14 protein-coding genes are annotated in these 16,417 nt (G+C 60.5%); 6 read left to right on the top strand and 8 right to left on the bottom strand.

Translation table 11 applies throughout. The features are described from left to right. The first annotated feature begins 802 nt into the window (after nucleotides 1-802). Nucleotides 803-2,188 (top strand): MATE family efflux transporter, encoded by a 1,386-nt coding sequence (locus ACTD9P_RS21185; RefSeq protein ID WP_438869230.1) that lies wholly within the window; start codon nucleotides 803-805, stop codon nucleotides 2,186-2,188. Here the strand turns inward: ACTD9P_RS21185 and tusA are convergent. Further along, nucleotides 2,185-2,436 carry a sulfurtransferase TusA gene (gene tusA / locus ACTD9P_RS21180; RefSeq protein WP_438869229.1) on the bottom strand — a complete coding sequence of 84 codons (252 nt, stop codon included), beginning with the start codon at nucleotides 2,434-2,436 and terminating at the stop codon, nucleotides 2,185-2,187. The genes ACTD9P_RS21185 and tusA overlap by 4 nt on opposite strands. 145 nt (nucleotides 2,437-2,581) lie before the next feature. Beyond that, on the bottom strand, nucleotides 2,582-3,658 hold the full coding sequence (rlmM, locus tag ACTD9P_RS21175; RefSeq protein WP_438869228.1) for a 23S rRNA (cytidine(2498)-2'-O)-methyltransferase RlmM: 1,077 nt from the start codon (nucleotides 3,656-3,658) through the stop codon (nucleotides 2,582-2,584). A 196-nt stretch (nucleotides 3,659-3,854) separates the two neighbouring features. On the opposite strand from rlmM, the gene acnA reads away from it, so the two are divergent. Then, complete coding sequence (gene acnA, locus ACTD9P_RS21170) at nucleotides 3,855-6,596, top strand: aconitate hydratase AcnA (protein ID WP_438869227.1); 2,742 nt, start codon at nucleotides 3,855-3,857, stop codon at nucleotides 6,594-6,596. A 128-nt stretch (nucleotides 6,597-6,724) separates the two neighbouring features. Here the strand turns inward: acnA and ACTD9P_RS21165 are convergent, their stop codons facing one another. Both ACTD9P_RS21165 and cysK read right to left on the bottom strand, forming a co-directional pair. Further along, a complete protein-coding gene (locus ACTD9P_RS21165) occupies nucleotides 6,725-7,663 on the bottom strand; it encodes an aspartyl/asparaginyl beta-hydroxylase domain-containing protein (RefSeq protein ID WP_438869226.1) in 939 nt (312 codons plus the stop codon). 235 nt (nucleotides 7,664-7,898) lie between these two features. Further along, nucleotides 7,899-8,873: a cysteine synthase A gene (cysK, locus tag ACTD9P_RS21160; RefSeq protein WP_438869225.1), complete on the bottom strand. Its 975-nt coding sequence runs from the start codon at nucleotides 8,871-8,873 to the stop codon at nucleotides 7,899-7,901. 124 nt (nucleotides 8,874-8,997) lie between these two features. Here cysK and ACTD9P_RS21155 point away from each other — a divergent pair, with 124 nt between their 5' ends. From ACTD9P_RS21155 to ACTD9P_RS21145, 3 genes are all read left to right on the top strand, one after another. After that, complete coding sequence (locus ACTD9P_RS21155; RefSeq protein WP_438869224.1) at nucleotides 8,998-10,071, top strand: DUF748 domain-containing protein; 1,074 nt, start codon at nucleotides 8,998-9,000, stop codon at nucleotides 10,069-10,071. A 159-nt stretch (nucleotides 10,072-10,230) separates the two neighbouring features. Beyond that, a complete protein-coding gene (locus ACTD9P_RS21150) occupies nucleotides 10,231-11,076 on the top strand; it encodes an AAA family ATPase (protein WP_138816245.1) in 846 nt (281 codons plus the stop codon). After that, nucleotides 11,076-12,254: a vWA domain-containing protein gene (locus ACTD9P_RS21145; protein ID WP_138816246.1), complete on the top strand. Its 1,179-nt coding sequence runs from the start codon at nucleotides 11,076-11,078 to the stop codon at nucleotides 12,252-12,254. Before ACTD9P_RS21150 ends, ACTD9P_RS21145 begins: the two co-directional genes overlap by 1 nt. Nucleotides 12,255-12,373: 119 nt before the next feature. Here ACTD9P_RS21145 and ACTD9P_RS21140 read toward each other — a convergent pair whose 3' ends face one another. Genes ACTD9P_RS21140 through ACTD9P_RS21130 form a run of 3 tightly spaced genes read right to left on the bottom strand, consistent with a single transcriptional unit; the run spans nucleotide 12,374 to nucleotide 14,726 of the window. Then, the gene (locus ACTD9P_RS21140) at nucleotides 12,374-13,288 is read right to left on the bottom strand and encodes a 5-oxoprolinase subunit C family protein (RefSeq protein ID WP_438869223.1); all 915 of its coding nucleotides are present in this window, start codon (nucleotides 13,286-13,288) and stop codon (nucleotides 12,374-12,376) included. Beyond that, nucleotides 13,285-13,989, bottom strand: a complete 705-nt coding sequence (pxpB, locus tag ACTD9P_RS21135) for a 5-oxoprolinase subunit PxpB (RefSeq protein WP_438869222.1) — start codon at nucleotides 13,987-13,989, stop codon at nucleotides 13,285-13,287. The genes ACTD9P_RS21140 and pxpB overlap by 4 nt, the downstream gene beginning before the upstream one ends. After that, entirely contained in the window at nucleotides 13,986-14,726 is a 741-nt protein-coding gene (locus ACTD9P_RS21130) for a 5-oxoprolinase subunit PxpA (protein ID WP_438869221.1), read from the bottom strand. Before ACTD9P_RS21130 ends, pxpB begins: the two co-directional genes overlap by 4 nt. 175 nt (nucleotides 14,727-14,901) lie before the next feature. Between ACTD9P_RS21130 and ACTD9P_RS21125 the strand changes: the two genes are divergently transcribed. Further along, entirely contained in the window at nucleotides 14,902-15,816 is a 915-nt protein-coding gene (locus ACTD9P_RS21125) for a LysR family transcriptional regulator (protein ID WP_438869220.1), read from the top strand. A 51-nt stretch (nucleotides 15,817-15,867) separates the two neighbouring features. Here the strand turns inward: ACTD9P_RS21125 and ACTD9P_RS21120 are convergent, their stop codons facing one another. Beyond that, nucleotides 15,868-16,410 carry a DUF2937 family protein gene (locus tag ACTD9P_RS21120; RefSeq protein ID WP_099548664.1) on the bottom strand — a complete coding sequence of 181 codons (543 nt, stop codon included), beginning with the start codon at nucleotides 16,408-16,410 and terminating at the stop codon, nucleotides 15,868-15,870. Between the last annotated feature and the right edge of the window lie 7 nt (nucleotides 16,411-16,417).

Genomic DNA, 16,417 nt, shown 5'->3' with positions numbered 1-16,417 from the left:
GCGGTGGGTCAGTCAATTCATCTGTCACTGACCCACCGCATTCGCGAGCAAGCCCGCTCCCACAGTTGACCGCATGCGGTTTTGAATATGAGGTCGGCTGCGGATTTGCATGCACTGAACATGTGCTTTTCTGTGGGATCTGCCTTTCTGTGGGAGCTGGCTTGCCTGCGATGCAGACACCTCGGTACATCAGGCACACCGAGTTGATGCTATCGCAGGCAAGCCAGCTCCCACCTTTGACCGAGTATGGCTCTGCTGTTGCTGTTGCTCCGGCCCTTACATCCTTTTCGCTGGCGAAGTCAGCGGTCTTTTGATCTGCGCTTGTGATCGTGATCTTGATCTGAGAGCGCCCCGTCAAACACGATGGCCGCAATTCGACAGTGATTTGGGGGGTAAACCGGCAGGGATGCCGGTTTAGCCGCCCCGCGCCATGGATGGCGCGTGGCGGCGGCCCCCCAAATCACTGTCGGATTGCGGGCATGCCGAGCCATAGCGAGGCACCGAGTGTTGGGGCGAAGACCTTTTGGTTACTTTTGTCTGGGCCGGCATTCCGGTCTTTACAAAAGTGACCCGCCGTCAGGGCGGAACCCTAAGTAGCCATCACAAAAACAACGGATATGTACACCACCAACAAGCCGCCATCGCAGGCAAGCCAGCTCCCACACAAGCCCGCTCCCACGGGGGTTATGAAGTGCCCATCAGGTCGCATTACAAATCTGCAACACAGGATTTTTCCTGACCATAACGTCAGCGCGTAGACTTCGCGGTCCTAAAGGCTTCTCTTTTGATTGGACACCCGCACGTGAACACTGCTGCCGCCGCCACCCTCTCCCGCCCCGCCCGCGTCAGTCGCGAGGTGCGCAGCCTGCTGACCCTGGCCCTGCCGATCATGATCGGCCAACTCGCCACCACAGCCATGGGCTTTGTCGATGCGGTGATGGCCGGGCGCGTGAGCCCGCGAGACCTGGCGGCGGTGGCCTTGGGCAACTCGATCTGGATTCCGGTGTACCTGCTGATGACCGGCACGCTGCTGGCCACCACGCCCAAAGTCGCTCAGCGCTTCGGCGCCGGTCACCACACCGAGATTGGCCCGCTGGTGCGCCAATCCCTGTGGCTGGCAGTGGTGGTGGGCATCACTGCGCTGCTGATGCTGATCAGCGCCGAGCCGATCCTGCACGCGATGAATGTCGACCCCGAGCTGATCAAGCCCTGCATGGCCTACCTGCACGGCATCGCGTCCGGCATGCCCGCCATCGCCCTGTATTACGTGTTGCGTTGCTTTAGTGATGGCCTGGGCCGTACGCGCCCCAGTATGGTCATGGGCCTGTGCGGGCTGGCGTTGAACATTCCACTGAACTACGTGTTCATTTATGGCCACTTCGGTGTGCCGGCCATGGGCGGCGTGGGCTGTGGCTGGGCTACAGCCATTGTGATGTGGGTGATGATGCTCGGCCTCGCCGCCTGGACCCGCTGGGCACCGGCGTACCAGAGCAGCGAGTTGTTCAAGCGTTTCGACTGGCCGCAATGGGCCGTGATCAAGCGCGTGCTGGGCATCGGCCTGCCGATCGGGATCGCGGTGTTTGCCGAATCGAGCATCTTTGCAGTGATCGCCCTGCTGATCGGCAGCCTGGGCGCCAACGTGGTGGCCGGGCATCAGATCGCGCTGAACTTCAGCTCGCTGGTGTTTATGATCCCCTATTCGCTGAGCATGGCGGTCACGGTGCGGGTCGGCCAGGCATTGGGCCGTGGCGAGCCGCGTGAAGCACGCTTTGCCGCCGGGGTCGGCATGGGCACGGCACTGACCTACGCGTGCCTGTCCTGCAGCCTGATGCTGCTGTTTCGCGAACAGATTGCCACGATTTACACGCCTGACCCGTTGGTGATCCACGTGGCATCGATGCTGATCGTGTTTGCGGCGCTGTTCCAGTTCTCCGACGCGATCCAGGTCACTGCTGCCGGCGCGCTGCGTGGCTACCAGGACACACGGGTGACCATGGTGCTGACCTTGTTTGCTTACTGGGGCGTAGGGTTGCCGGTGGGTTATGCCCTGGGGCTGACCGATTGGCTGGGCGCAGCGAGTGGGCCGAGTGGGCTATGGCAAGGGCTGATCGTGGGCTTGAGCTGCGCAGCGGCGATGCTGGTGATCCGCCTGGCACGCAGCGCGCGCCGGCGGATTCGCCTGGTTTAAGCGGACTTCTTGCGAATCCAGTACAGGTAAGTGCCGGCCTCTTCCTGCTGATCCACCAACTTGTGGTCGAGGAACACGCAGAACTTGGGAATATCGCGACGGGTCGAGGGGTCGGTGGCGATCACCTTGAGCAAGCCGCCCGGCGGCAGGTCGCGGATGTGCTGGTGCAACATCATCACCGGCTCCGGGCAATTGAGGCCGGTGGCGTCGAGCACAGCGTCTACAGGCAGGTCGAGGGTTTGATTCATACATCACTCCTGAAACGGGCGCCGCTCAACAATGTGGGAGCGGGCTTGCTCGCGAAGACGCGGGCACATTCAACATAAATTTCGACTGTTATACCGCTTTCGCGAGCAAGCCCGCTCCCACATTTAAACTGAGCAAGACGCACAATCAGCGGGATTTAGGTTTCTTTGCATCAACCAGCCGACGCAGGTGGCAGGTCACTTCCTCACGGTCGTGATACAGCTGTTTGCAGCCGATTTCCACCCGAATGCCACGGGCCTTGAAGCCATCTTCGATGCGCTCCAGCAAACGCTTTACCTCAGCATAACGCTGCTTCATCGGCAGTTTGAGGTTCACCACCGCCTCGCGGCAATGCCCTTCGCCAATCCAGGTTTCCAGCAGCGCGGCATTACGCGCCGGTTTCTCGACGATATCGCACACCATCCAGTCCACCGGCTGCTTAGGCACGAAGGTAAAGCCGTCGGCCATCAAGTGCTGCACCAGGCCGGTGTCCATCAGGCTTTCGGCCATGGGGCCGTTGTCGATGGCGGTCACCAGCATGCCACGGTTGACCAGTTGCCAGGTCCAGCCGCCGGGTGCTGCGCCGAGGTCGACGCCGGTCATGTCGCCGTGCAAGCGTTCGTCCCACTGGTCGCGGGGGATGAAGTGGTGCCAGGCCTCTTCAAGCTTCAGGGTCGAACGGCTTGGCGCGTCCCGCGGGAACTTGAGGCGTGGGATACCCATGGGCCACATCGCTGAGTTGTTCGACTCGGCCAGGCCCATGAACACTTCGCGGCCGCTTTTGAAGGTCAGCAGCAAGCGCGGCTTGCTCGGGTCGTCCACCAGCTTGCCGGCGTTGAGCAGGGCTTTGCGCAGGTGCACTTCGAATTTCTTGCAGAAGTTCGACAGCTCTTTGCCGTCGTTGGTGTCGACCATCTCCAGCCACAGGCTGCCGCACACCGGGAACTCGCGCAGGTGGGCGAGGATCACGCTGATGCGGTCGGTTTCCGGCAGGTCGATAAATACCCCGCGCGCCCACTGCCTCGGGAAGATCAGCTCGGCAAACCGCTGGCCGTGCATGAGGCGCTGGGCGCCGTTTTCTTCGGTGCAGACAAATTCGGCGCAGGCGCTGCCGGTCTTGGCCTTGGCGTAGCCGGAAACGTTCAGGCGCGCGGCGTGTTCCGCGATCTCGGAACAGACTTCGCCTTCAAAACCCGGGCGGCAGTGCATAAAAAGGGTGTTCATCAACTCTCCTGGTGACTCAACCGGCCTTGCGCTATCGCAATACCTGTCATGAAAACGCGCGCATGATAGCCGAGTTCGGAACCTTGGACTTAACGATAGAGTCCAGTTATTAGCCTGCTAATGAAAACAGGGCTAAGTTGAAAGCTCTGTTCGTCCCGTCAGGTCCGTAGCCGTGCGGACCATAAGGAGTCATGTAATGTCATCGCTAGATAGCCTGAGAACCCTTAAAACCCTGCAGATCGACGCCAAAACCTATCACTACTTCAGCCTGCCCGAAGCCGCCAAGAGCCTGGGTGACCTGGACAAACTGCCGATGTCCCTCAAGGTGCTGCTGGAAAACCTGCTGCGCTGGGAAGACAACAAGACCGTCACCGGCACCGACCTCAAGGCCATCGCCGCCTGGCTCAAAGAGCGCCAGTCCGACCGCGAGATCCAGTACCGCCCAGCCCGCGTATTGATGCAAGACTTTACCGGCGTGCCCGCCGTGGTCGACCTTGCCGCCATGCGCGCCGCCGTAGCCAAGGCCGGTGGCGACCCGCAGCGCATTAACCCGCTCTCCCCCGTGGACCTGGTGATTGACCACTCGGTGATGGTCGACAAGTTCGGCAACGCCGACGCATTCGAGCAAAACGTCGATATCGAGATGCAGCGCAACGGCGAACGCTACGCCTTCCTGCGCTGGGGCCAAAGTGCGTTCGACAACTTCAGCGTAGTGCCGCCGGGCACGGGCATCTGCCACCAGGTCAACCTTGAGTACCTGGGGCGCACGGTGTGGACCAAGGACGAAGACGGCCGCACTTACGCCTTCCCCGACACGTTGGTGGGCACCGACTCCCACACCACCATGATCAACGGCCTCGGCGTACTGGGCTGGGGCGTGGGCGGTATCGAAGCGGAAGCGGCGATGCTCGGCCAGCCGGTGTCGATGCTGATTCCGGAAGTGATCGGCTTCAAACTGACCGGTAAATTGAAAGAAGGTATTACTGCGACCGACCTGGTGCTGACCGTCACCCAGATGCTGCGTAAGAAAGGCGTGGTCGGCAAATTCGTCGAATTCTATGGCGACGGCTTGGCCGACCTGCCCCTGGCCGACCGCGCTACCATCGCCAACATGGCCCCGGAATACGGTGCGACCTGCGGTTTTTTCCCGGTGGACGACGTGACACTGGACTATCTGCGTCTGTCGGGCCGCCCGGCCGAAACCGTCAAACTGGTGGAGGCCTACACCAAGGCCCAGGGCCTGTGGCGTAACGCAGGCCAAGAGCCGGTATTCACCGACACCCTGGCGCTGGACATGGGCAGCGTCGAAGCCAGCCTTGCCGGGCCGAAACGCCCGCAGGACCGTGTGTCGTTGCCCAATGTCGGCCAGGCGTTCAGCGACTTCCTCGACCTGCAATTCAAACCGACCAACAAAGAAGAAGGCCGCCTGGAAAGCGAAGGCGGCGGCGGGGTTGCCGTGGGCAATGCCGATCTGGTGGGCGAAACCGACTATGAATATGACGGGCAGACCTATCGCCTAAAAAACGGCGCGGTGGTGATCGCCGCGATCACCTCCTGTACCAACACCTCCAACCCCAGCGTGATGATGGCTGCCGGCCTGGTGGCGAAAAAAGCCGTGGAAAAAGGCCTGACCAGCAAGCCTTGGGTGAAAACCTCGCTGGCGCCCGGCTCCAAAGTGGTGACCGACTACTACAAGGCGGCGGGCCTGACGCAATACCTCGACAAGCTCGGCTTTGATCTGGTCGGCTACGGCTGTACCACCTGCATCGGCAACTCCGGTCCGTTGCCTGAGCCGATCGAAAAAGCCATCCAGAAGGCCGATCTGGCGGTGGCCTCGGTGCTGTCGGGCAACCGCAACTTCGAAGGCCGCGTACACCCACTGGTGAAAACCAACTGGCTGGCCTCGCCGCCGCTGGTGGTCGCCTATGCCTTGGCCGGCACCGTGCGCATCGACATCAGCAGCGAGCCGCTGGGCGAAGGCAAAGACGGCAAACCGGTGTACTTGAAAGACATCTGGCCGAGCAGCAAAGAGATTGCCGACGCCGTGGCCCAGGTCAGCACCGGCATGTTCCACAAGGAATACGCCGAAGTGTTTGCCGGTGACGAGCAATGGCAGGCAATTGAAGTGCCACAGGCCGCGACCTATGTGTGGCAGAAGGACTCCACCTACATCCAGCATCCACCTTTCTTCGACGATATTTCCGGGCCATTGCCGGTAATCAAAGACGTCAAAGGCGCCAATGTACTGGCCCTGCTCGGCGATTCGGTGACCACCGACCACATCTCCCCCGCCGGCAACATCAAGACCGACAGCCCCGCTGGCCAATACCTGCGCGAACAAGGCGTGGAGCCACGTGACTTCAACTCCTACGGCTCACGCCGTGGCAACCATGAAGTGATGATGCGCGGCACCTTTGCCAACATCCGTATCCGCAACGAAATGCTCGGCGACGAAGAAGGCGGCAACACGCTGTACATCCCCACCGGCGAGAAAATGCCGATCTATGACGCGGCCATGAAGTACCAGGCCTCGGGCACGCCACTGGTGGTGATCGCAGGGCAGGAATACGGCACCGGTTCAAGCCGCGACTGGGCGGCCAAAGGTACTAACCTGCTGGGGGTCAAGGCGGTGATCGCCGAGAGTTTCGAGCGGATTCACCGTTCCAACCTGGTGGGCATGGGCGTGTTGCCGTTGCAGTTCAAGCTGGATCAGAACCGCAAGGCGCTCAAGCTGACCGGCAAGGAGAAGATCGACATCCTGGGGCTGACCGATGCCGAGATCGAACCACGGATGAACCTGACGCTGGTGATTACCCGCGAAGACGGCAGCACCGAGAAGGTTGAGGTGCTGTGCCGGATTGATACGCTTAATGAGGTGGAGTACTTCAAGGCCGGCGGCATCTTGCACTACGTGCTGCGCCAGTTGATCGCGTCGTAAGCAACACTGCAAAACCAAATGTGGGAGCGGGCTTGCTCGCGAATGCGGTGGGTCAGTCAATTAAAGTATCGACTGACACTGCGCATTCGCGAGCAAGCCCGCTCCCACAGTTTTGAGCGTGTTTCAGATTAGCCGAACAGCCACTTCCACAGCAGCACCAGCACAACCACCGCCAGCACCGGCCGCGCAATGCGGTAGGCCTTGGGATGCTTGCGCTTCCACTGCTTGACCACACCACTGAACTTGTCGCTGAAGGTCTTGCTCCAGGCATACGCCTGGTTGATCCCGCCCACACGCTCGTCATCCAGGTTCTGCGGCGCAGTCGCGCGACCCAGCTGCTTGCTGACCCAGCGGTTGATGCCGGTCATGAGGCGGTTGCTCAGCGGGCGTTCGATATCGCAGAACAGAATCACACGGGTGTGCTCGGTTTCGTTCTTCACCCAATGCACGTAGGTTTCATCGAACATCACGTCTTCACCGTCGCGCCACGCGTAGACCTGGCCGTCGACGAAGATGCGGCAGTCGTCGGAGTTTGGCGTGGACAAGCCCAAGTGATAACGCAGCGAGCCTGCAAACGGATCGCGGTGCGGGTTGAGGTGGCTACCACCCGGCAACAGCGCGAACATCGCGCCCCTTACGTTCGGGATACTGCTCACCAAGGCCACGGTTTTCGGGCACAGCGCCTCGGCCGATGGCAGCGGTTTGTCATACCACTTGAGGTAGAAACGCTTCCAGCCCTTCTTGAAGAACGAGCCGAAACCGGCGTCGTTGTTCTTTTCGGCGGCGCGGATATAGCCCTCGTCGAACAGGTGCATGGCCTCTTCGCGGATCACCTCCCAGTTGTCCTTGAGCACATCCAGTTCCGGGAACTTGCTACGGTCCAGGTACGGCTTGGACGGCACGGCCGAGAACAGGTACATCAAGGCGTTATAGGGGGCGAACAGCGCCGAATGGTTGACGAACTGGCGCAACACCGGCAAACGCGCCTTGCCGCGCAAGTGCACATACAGAATGCTGCCGATAAACAACGCCAGCACCGACAGTTTGGCGGCCAAAGAAAAGGTCATGCAGCAACTCCTGAAAATAAGCGCCTGGCCAGCAACCTCCCGTCAACGGGAAACCAGACGTAGCAGCCGGCCATGATAAACACTTGGGCCATTATGCAGAAGGCCCCGGCCGACCGGCTGATATACATCAAACCTGTGGCGAGGGAGCTTGCTCCCGCTGGAGTGCGTAGCGCTCCCGTTTTTTAGGGCTGCTGCGCAGCCCAGCGGGAGCAAGCTCCCTCGCCACAGGAGATCATCACGCCTGGGTTTCTTGTTCGGTAAACAGATCGCTGAACAGCATGCTCGACAGGTAACGCTCGCCGGAGTCCGGCAGGATCACCACGATAGTCTTGCCCTGCATTTCCGGCTTCTCGGCCAGACGCACGGCCACAGCCATGGCGGCGCCGCAGGAGATACCGCACAAAATCCCCTCTTCCTGCATCAGGCGCAGGGCCATGGCCTTGGATTCGTCGTCGGTCACCAGCTCCACGCGGTCAACCATCGACAGGTCGAGGTTCTTCGGCACAAACCCGGCGCCGATGCCCTGGATTTTATGGGGGCTCGGCTTGATCTCCTCACCGGCCAGCGCCTGGGTGATCACCGGCGATACCATCGGCTCAACCGCCACCGACAGAATCGGCTTGCCCGCAATGTTCTTGATATAGCGCGAAACCCCGGTAATGGTGCCGCCAGTGCCCACGCCCGCCACCAGCACGTCCACGGCGCCATCAGTGTCGTTCCAGATTTCCGGGCCGGTGGTTTTCTCGTGGATCGCCGGGTTAGCCGGGTTTTCGAACTGGGCCGGCATAAAGTGGGTGGCCGGGTCGCTGGCGACGATTTCACCGGCTTTGTCGATGGCGCCCTTCATGCCCTTGGCCGGCTCGGTCAGCACCAATTCGGCACCCAGCGCCTTGAGCACTTTGCGCCGCTCGATGCTCATGGACGCCGGCATGGTCAGCAGCAGTTTGTAACCACGCGCGGCGGCGACAAACGCCAGCCCGATGCCGGTGTTGCCGGAGGTCGGTTCGACGATGGTCATGCCCGGCTTGAGTTTGCCAGTGCTTTCGGCGTCCCAGATCATATTGGCGCCAATGCGACACTTCACCGAGTAACCTGGGTTACGCCCTTCGATCTTGGCCAGGATGGTCACGCCACGCGGCGCAATGCGGTTGATCTGCACCAGGGGCGTGTTACCGATGGAGTGCGCGTTGTCTGCAAAGATACGGCTCATGACGGGTCCTTAAGGCAATTTCAAGAAGGCCCCAAGGGTATGCCTCAGGCCATTAGGCGTCCAGTCAGAGGAACGTTGCGCCCGCGCGTGCGGTCCATCGCCTATACCGTTGGAGAGTATTGACATGAAACGTCGCTACAGTGGGCTGCTATGGATCGTCGCCGTACTGGTGGTAGTGCTGATCGCCCTGGACCTGGCCCTGCCCTATCTGGTGCGTAATTACCTGAACGACAAGCTGGCCGACATGGGCGACTACCGTGGCCAGGTGACCGACGTGGACGTGGCGCTGTGGCGTGGCGCGTACAAGATCAACGGCCTGCAGATCGTCAAGGTCGACGGCAAGGTGCCCGTGCCGTTCGTCAAGGCGCCGTTGATCGACCTGTCGGTGAGCTGGCATTCGCTGTGGTACGACCACGCCGTGGTGGCCGAGGTGCAGTTCTTCCAGCCGGAGCTGAACTTCGTCGATGGCGGCAACCAGCAGGCGTCCCAGACCGGTAAAGGCACCGACTGGCGCGAGCAGTTGGGCAAGCTGTTGCCGATCACCCTCAACGAAGTGCGCATCCAGGACGGCAAGATTGCTTTCCACAACTTCAACTCCAAGCCGGCGGTAAACATGTACGCCACCGGGGTCAACGCCAGCTTCTACAACCTTACCAACGTGGTCGACGTCAAAGGCAAGCGTGACGCCACCTTCGAAGGCAAGGCGCAGTTGCTGGGCCAGGCGCCATTGGAAGCCACCGCAGCGTTTGACCCGCTGAGCAACTTTGAAGATTTCGAATTCCGCTTTCGCGCCAAGGACATCCAGCTCAAGCGCCTGAACGACTTCGCCTCGGCCTATGGCAAGTTCGACTTCAAGGCCGGCACCGGTGACGTGGTGATTGAGGCCCAGGCCGATAAAGGCCGGTTGAGCGGCTACATCAAGCCACTGCTGCGTGATGTAGAGGTCTTTGACTGGAAGCAGGATGTTGAAAACAAAGATAAAAATATCTTCCGCTCGATCTGGGAAGTCGTAGTCGGTGCCAGCGAAACCGTGCTGAAGAACCAGAACAAAAACCAGTTTGCCACCCGCGTGGAACTCAGTGGCAGCGTACATCAGCAAGATATCAGCGCGTTCTCCGCGTTTTTGGCGATTTTACGCAATGGTTTCATCCAGGCGTTCAATGCCCGCTACGAACAACCCAAGCCTTCCGCGGAGTAAATACAGAAGCCAGCTCCCACATAAGCATAAGCATTAGCATGACCCCTCAGCAGGACTGCAATGTGACCGGCCATTCAGAGACTGAATAACCCGTCTGCGTTCACAGTCGCCGGGGCTGCGCGGTATAGTCCGGGCATTGATGAATTCGAGGAATGACCGATGAAGTTCGAAGGCACCCAGGCCTATGTGGCTACCGATGACCTGAAACTGGCCGTCAACGCCGCCATCACCCTGGAGCGGCCGTTGCTGGTCAAGGGCGAACCGGGCACCGGCAAGACCATGCTCGCCGAGCAATTGGCCGAATCCTTTGGCGCCAAGCTGATCACCTGGCACATCAAGTCGACCACCAAGGCGCATCAGGGCCTGTATGAGTACGACGCGGTCAGCCGCCTGCGCGACTCGCAGCTGGGCAACGAGAAAGTCCACGATGTGCGCAATTACCTGAAAAAAGGCAAGCTCTGGGAAGCTTTCGAGGCTGAGGAGCGCGTGATCCTGCTGATCGATGAAATCGACAAGGCCGACATCGAGTTCCCCAACGACCTGCTGCAAGAGCTCGACAAGATGGAGTTCTACGTCTACGAAATCGACGAGACCATCAAGGCCAAGAAACGCCCGATCATCATCATTACCTCCAACAACGAAAAAGAGCTGCCGGACGCGTTCCTGCGCCGCTGCTTCTTCCACTACATTGCCTTCCCCGATCGCAGCACCCTGCAAAAAATCGTCGACGTGCATTACCCCGACATCAAGAAGGACTTGGTCAGCGAAGCGCTGGACGTGTTCTTCGACGTGCGCAAAGTGCCGGGCCTGAAGAAAAAGCCGTCCACCTCCGAACTGGTCGACTGGCTTAAATTGCTGATGGCCGACAACATCGGCGAAGCCGTGCTGCGCGAACGCGACCCGACCAAAGCCATTCCGCCGCTGGCCGGCGCGTTGGTCAAGAACGAGCAAGACGTGCAGTTGCTGGAGCGTCTGGCGTTCATGAGCCGTCGCGGTAATCGCTGATGCTGCTCAACCTGTTCAATGAGATGCGCGCCGCCAAGGTGCCGGTGTCGGTGCGCGAGCTGCTCGACCTGATCAACGCGCTTAAACAGCGCGTGGTCTTCGCTGATATGGACGAGTTTTATTACTTGGCCCGGGCGATCCTGGTCAAGGACGAACGGCACTTCGACAAGTTCGACCGTGCGTTCGGCGCCTATTTCAATGGCCTGGAAAAACTCGACGACCACTTGCAGGCGTTGATCCCTGAAGAATGGCTGCGCAAGGAATTCGAGCGCTCGCTCACCGACGAGGAGCGCGCGCAGATCCAGTCCCTTGGCGGCCTGGACAAGTTGATCGAAGAGTTCAAGAAACGCCTGGAAGAACAGAAAGAACGCCACGCCGGCGGCAACAAGTGGATCGGCACCGGCGGCACCAGCCCGTTTGGCTCCGGCGGCTACAACCCGGAAGGCATTCGGGTTGGCGATGCCGGCAAGCGCCAGGGCAAGGCGGTAAAGGTCTGGGACCAGCGCGAGTACAAGAACCTCGACGACCAGGTGGAATTGGGCACGCGCAACATCAAGATCGCCCTGCGCCGCCTGCGCAAGTTTGCCCGCCAGGGTGCGGCCGAAGAGCTGGATATCGACGGCACCATCGACCACACGGCGCGCGATGCCGGCTTGCTGAATATCCAGATGCGCCCGGAGCGGCGCAACACCATCAAGTTGTTACTGCTGTTTGATATCGGCGGCTCGATGGACGCTCACGTGAAGATCTGCGAAGAGCTGTTTTCGGCGTGCAAGACCGAGTTCAAGCACCTGGAGTACTTCTACTTCCACAACTTCGTGTACGAGTCGGTGTGGAAGAACAACCAGCGCCGCACCTCGGAACGCACCTCCACCCAGGACCTGCTGCACAAGTACGGCGCCGATTACAAAGTGATCTTTATCGGCGATGCGTCGATGGCGCCGTATGAAATCACCCAGGCCGGCGGCAGTGTCGAGCACTGGAATGAAGAGCCTGGGTACGTGTGGATGCAGCGCTTCATGGCCAAGTACAAGAAGCTGATCTGGATTAACCCGTACCCGAAAGACACCTGGGGCTATACGGCGTCGACGGGGATTGTGCGCGAGTTGGTGGAGGATCAGATGTATCCGCTGACGTTGCGTGGGTTGGAAGAAGGGATGCGGTTTCTTTCCAAGTAAATGAAGATCAAATGTGGGAGCGGGCTTGCTCGCGAATGCGGTGGTTCAGTTATAGATGCATAGACTGGCACACCGCATTCGCGAGCAAGTCGAATCGTCGCACCGCCGCTCCCACATTTTTAGATCGCGTTAAACCGCTGCAAAAACTCGATGTGCTGCCGATGCGCAGTCTCCTGCACCACCGGCGCCAACCTCACCTTTTCCCCCGGCAAACACTGCGCCAGCCGCGCCAGCGCCAACGGCGTCAGCGCGCCCAAACGCGGATAGCCACCAATGGTCTGCCGATCATTGAGCAACACAATCGGCTGCCCATCCGGCGGCACCTGGATCGCGCCCAGCGGGATCCCTTCGGAGATCAGCGACGGCCCCTGGTACTGCAACGGCGTACCCAGCAAGCGCATGCCCATGCGGTCGGCGCGGCTGTCCAGCGACCAGTCGGTATTGAATGCATCGAACAGGCTCTGCCCACTGAACTGGCCGATCTGCGCGCCGATAATCACGTCCAGCGGCGCTTTGGCCGGCAGATCAGGCGCGCCCAGCACCTTCATCGCACCGCCTGTACCGGAATAGGCCAACCGCCCGCCTTCGACCAAGGCCTTGCCGAAACCGTCCAGCCCACCGAATTCCTCGCGCACCACCGTGGCACAACTGCCCAGCACAGCCGGCGCATCAAACCCGCCGGGCGCCGCCAGGTAAGCCCGCGCACCGCTGAACGGCTGGGTAAAGCGCAGACGTTGGCCCTTTTGCAGGATAAAACTGCGCCCGGGGCTGATAGCGCGCTCGTCGATATAGGCACCCAAATCCGCACCGGCCAACGCCAGCAAGCAATAGTCTTCAGCCTGCACAGTAAACCCGCCCAAGGTGATTTCCACCACCGGCGCATCCAAGGCATTGCCCAGCAGCCAATTGGCCCAGGACATCGACACCCAGTCCAGCGCGCCGCCCTGGGTCACGCCCAGGTGGCGCACGCCAAAGCGCCCGGCGTCCTGCAACAGGCACAGCGGCGTGCTGGCCTCGATCAACAAGCGGCTCATGCCTGCGCCTCCAACGGCGTGTCATCGCCACCCAGGTGGATGAATTCGGCGTGATCAACCGCTTCGAAACGCACGGTATCGCCCGGCTGCATCAGGCTGTAGCCGTCGCGCTCGCGGTCGAACAGTTTGGTCGGGGTGCGGCCGATCAAGTTCCAACCGCCCGGAGACACCACCGGGTAGGCGGCGGTTTGCCGCTCGGCAATACCGACGCTGCCGGCCGCCACGCGCTTACGCGGCGTGTTGAGCCGTGGCGTGGCGAGGATTTCGTCCACCAACCCCATAAAGGCAAAACCGGGTGCAAAGCCGAGGGCAAACACTTGGTATTCGTGGGCGCTGTGGCGATGGATCACTTGTTCGACGGATAAACCGCTGCGCTGGCTGAGCAACGTCAGTTCCGGGCCAACACTCAGGTGGTACCACACCGGCAACACGTGGCACTGGCCACTGCCTTGCGCCTGGGGTTGCAAGTCGGTCAGCGCCTGATCGATCAGTTCCCGCGCTTGAGCCGGGCTTAACGCTGTGAGGTCGTAATGCACCATCAAGGTTGTGTAGGACGGCACCAGATCCACCAGCGCGGCGCCAAAACCTTCGCGCAGGCGTTGGGTGGCGGCGAGCATCCACGGCATGTTGGCTTCAGCAATCACCTCAAACAGACGCACCATCAGGCAGTCGATGGCCACCACTTCGATGCGTGGCTTCATGCTGGCTTCAACGCCTCGCGGATGCGTTGCACGGCAGCAATGGAGCTGGCGTTGTCGCCGTGTACGCACAGGGTATTGGCCTGCAACACCAAGGGGCTGCCGTCGCTGGCAGTCAGGGCTTGCCCACGGGAAATGGTCAGCGCTTGCTGCACGATGGTTTCGGCATCATGGTGCACGGCGCCGGGCAACTGGCGGGAAACCAGATGGCCGTTTTGGTCGTAGGCTCGGTCGGCAAAGGCTTCGAACCACAGTGTCAGGCCGAATTCATCGCCCATCGCCTGGGCCTCGCGGTTGTCGCTTTTGGCCAGCAACATCAAGGGTAAGTCACCATACGCGGCCACAGCCTGCATCACCGCGCGCAGTTGCGCCGGCTTGGCCATCATGTCGTTGTACAGCGCGCCGTGGGGTTTGACGTAGCTGACGCGGGTACCCTGGGCACGGCAGATGCCATCAAGGGCGCCGATCTGGTAGTGCATCAGGTCCTGAATTTCTTGCGGCGTATAGTTCATGGAGCGGCGGCCAAACCCTTGCAGGTCCTGGTAGGCCGGGTGCGCACCTATCTGCACACCCTGCTTGAGGGCCAGGCCGACGGTCTGGCGCATGATGCTCGGGTCGCCGGCATGGAAGCCGCAGGCCACGTTGGCGCAATCGATGAACGGCATGACCTCGGCATCCAGACCCAGGGTCCAGTTGCCAAAGCTTTCGCCAATATCACAATTCAATAGCAGGCGGCTCACGGTGGTTGCTCCTGTAGGCTTTGTATTTTTTGTAGTGTGGGATTTTTTACACAGAACTCGCAACTTGTCCTGACACCCTAACGGCGCTTATCGTGCAATGGCTCGATTTTTGGCGCTTGCCGGGTGCGGCGTCCAACTAATAAAAACCGATCCAAGCATAAGAAAAGTTGATCCCATGAATTTGAAGTTCCTCGAAACCTTCGTCTGGGTGGCCAAGCTCAAAAGCTTTCGCCTGACCGCCGAGAAGCTGTTCACCACCCAGGCCTCGATTTCCAGCCGCATCGCCGTGCTCGAGAGCGAGTTGGGCGTGAAGCTGTTGCTGCGCGACTCACGCGGCGTGAGCCTGACCCCGGAAGGCTTGAAGGTGCTCGATTATGCCGAGCAAATGATGGTGACCATGCAGGGCCTCAAGCAGTCCCTGGAGACCACCAGCAGCAAGGTCGGACGCATCCGGATCGGCGCCATGGACACAGTGATCCACACCTGGCTGAGCCAGTTGGTGGCGCAATTGATGGAGCACTTCCCGCGAGTAGAAATTGAACTGGTCGCCGATACCGCGTTAAACCTCAGCGATCAGCTGCAAAAAGGCTTTCTCGACCTGATCCTGCAAACCGACCTGCTGCGCCAGGAAACCGTGCGCAGCCTGGAGCTGGCCAGCCACCCCATGGCCTGGATCGTCGCCAGCCAATCCATCTACAACCGCGACTACGCCTCCCTCGCCGAACTGGCCCAGGAGCGCATCATTACCTACTCGAAAAACTCCCACCCGCACCAGGATGTACTGAGCCTGATGCAAGCCAACGGCGTCGCCGCGCCACGCATGAACTGTGTGAACTCGGTGTCGGCGATTACTCGCTTGCTGCGCGATGGGTTCGGCATTGGCGCGTTACCGCCGGTGCTGGTGATGGAAGAACTGGCACGCGGAGAGCTGGTGATGCTGCCGATGGCGCAACGCTTGCCGAATTTGCAGGTGGTGGTGTCGTGGCGTGTGGGGGTGGAGTTGGTGGAGGAGATTGTGGGGTTGTGTCAGAAGGTGGTGGCGCGGTATGCCGAGGAAGTGGGTGAAGAAAGGATGGTACTAAGCCAATGACGCAGAGCGTCACAAGAGGCATTCCCACGCAGAGCGTGGGAACGATCATCTTTAGAGGCCTTTAAGGTCACGCTCTTCGATCGGCCGGCTCTGGCGCAGGCGCTTGCCGCCCAACACCACCCAGTCGATCAGGCGGAACAGGCATTCGATGCCGAACGACAACAGCATCGCCCCGCCCAGGCCCCAACCCATCGCCTCAGGCGTCAGCAGGATCTGGTAGCTGTAGCCATTCCAGGTTTCCAGGCGGATATCCGGGTCGGCAGCCACCGCCACTTGCAGCGCGCGGATGTACCACGGGCCTTGCATGGCCTGGAACTGCTTGTCCAACGCCACCTGACGATCGAGCAAAGTGCCCAGGCTGTTGGCATCGCTGCGAAACACCGGATCATCACTGGCGCGGTAATGGGCCACCAACGCCTGCAAGTCACCATTGAAGAACTGCTGCGCCGTGGCATCAAAGCCGCGCAGGCCGGTCTGGGCCTCGATCAAATGGGCTTCGACGCGCTTGGCGTAGTCGTTGATAAACCCCGGCACTTGCACGCCGACCAACAAGCCAATGGCAAACAGCACCAACCGCAGATAACTGAGCAACATGGTCGAT

It is taken from the genome of Pseudomonas onubensis, assembly GCF_965653655.1.
In the GTDB taxonomy this organism is placed as follows: domain Bacteria; phylum Pseudomonadota; class Gammaproteobacteria; order Pseudomonadales; family Pseudomonadaceae; genus Aquipseudomonas.
Note: the sequence above shows the minus strand (reverse complement) of the source record. Positions and strands in the feature narration are given on the sequence as shown.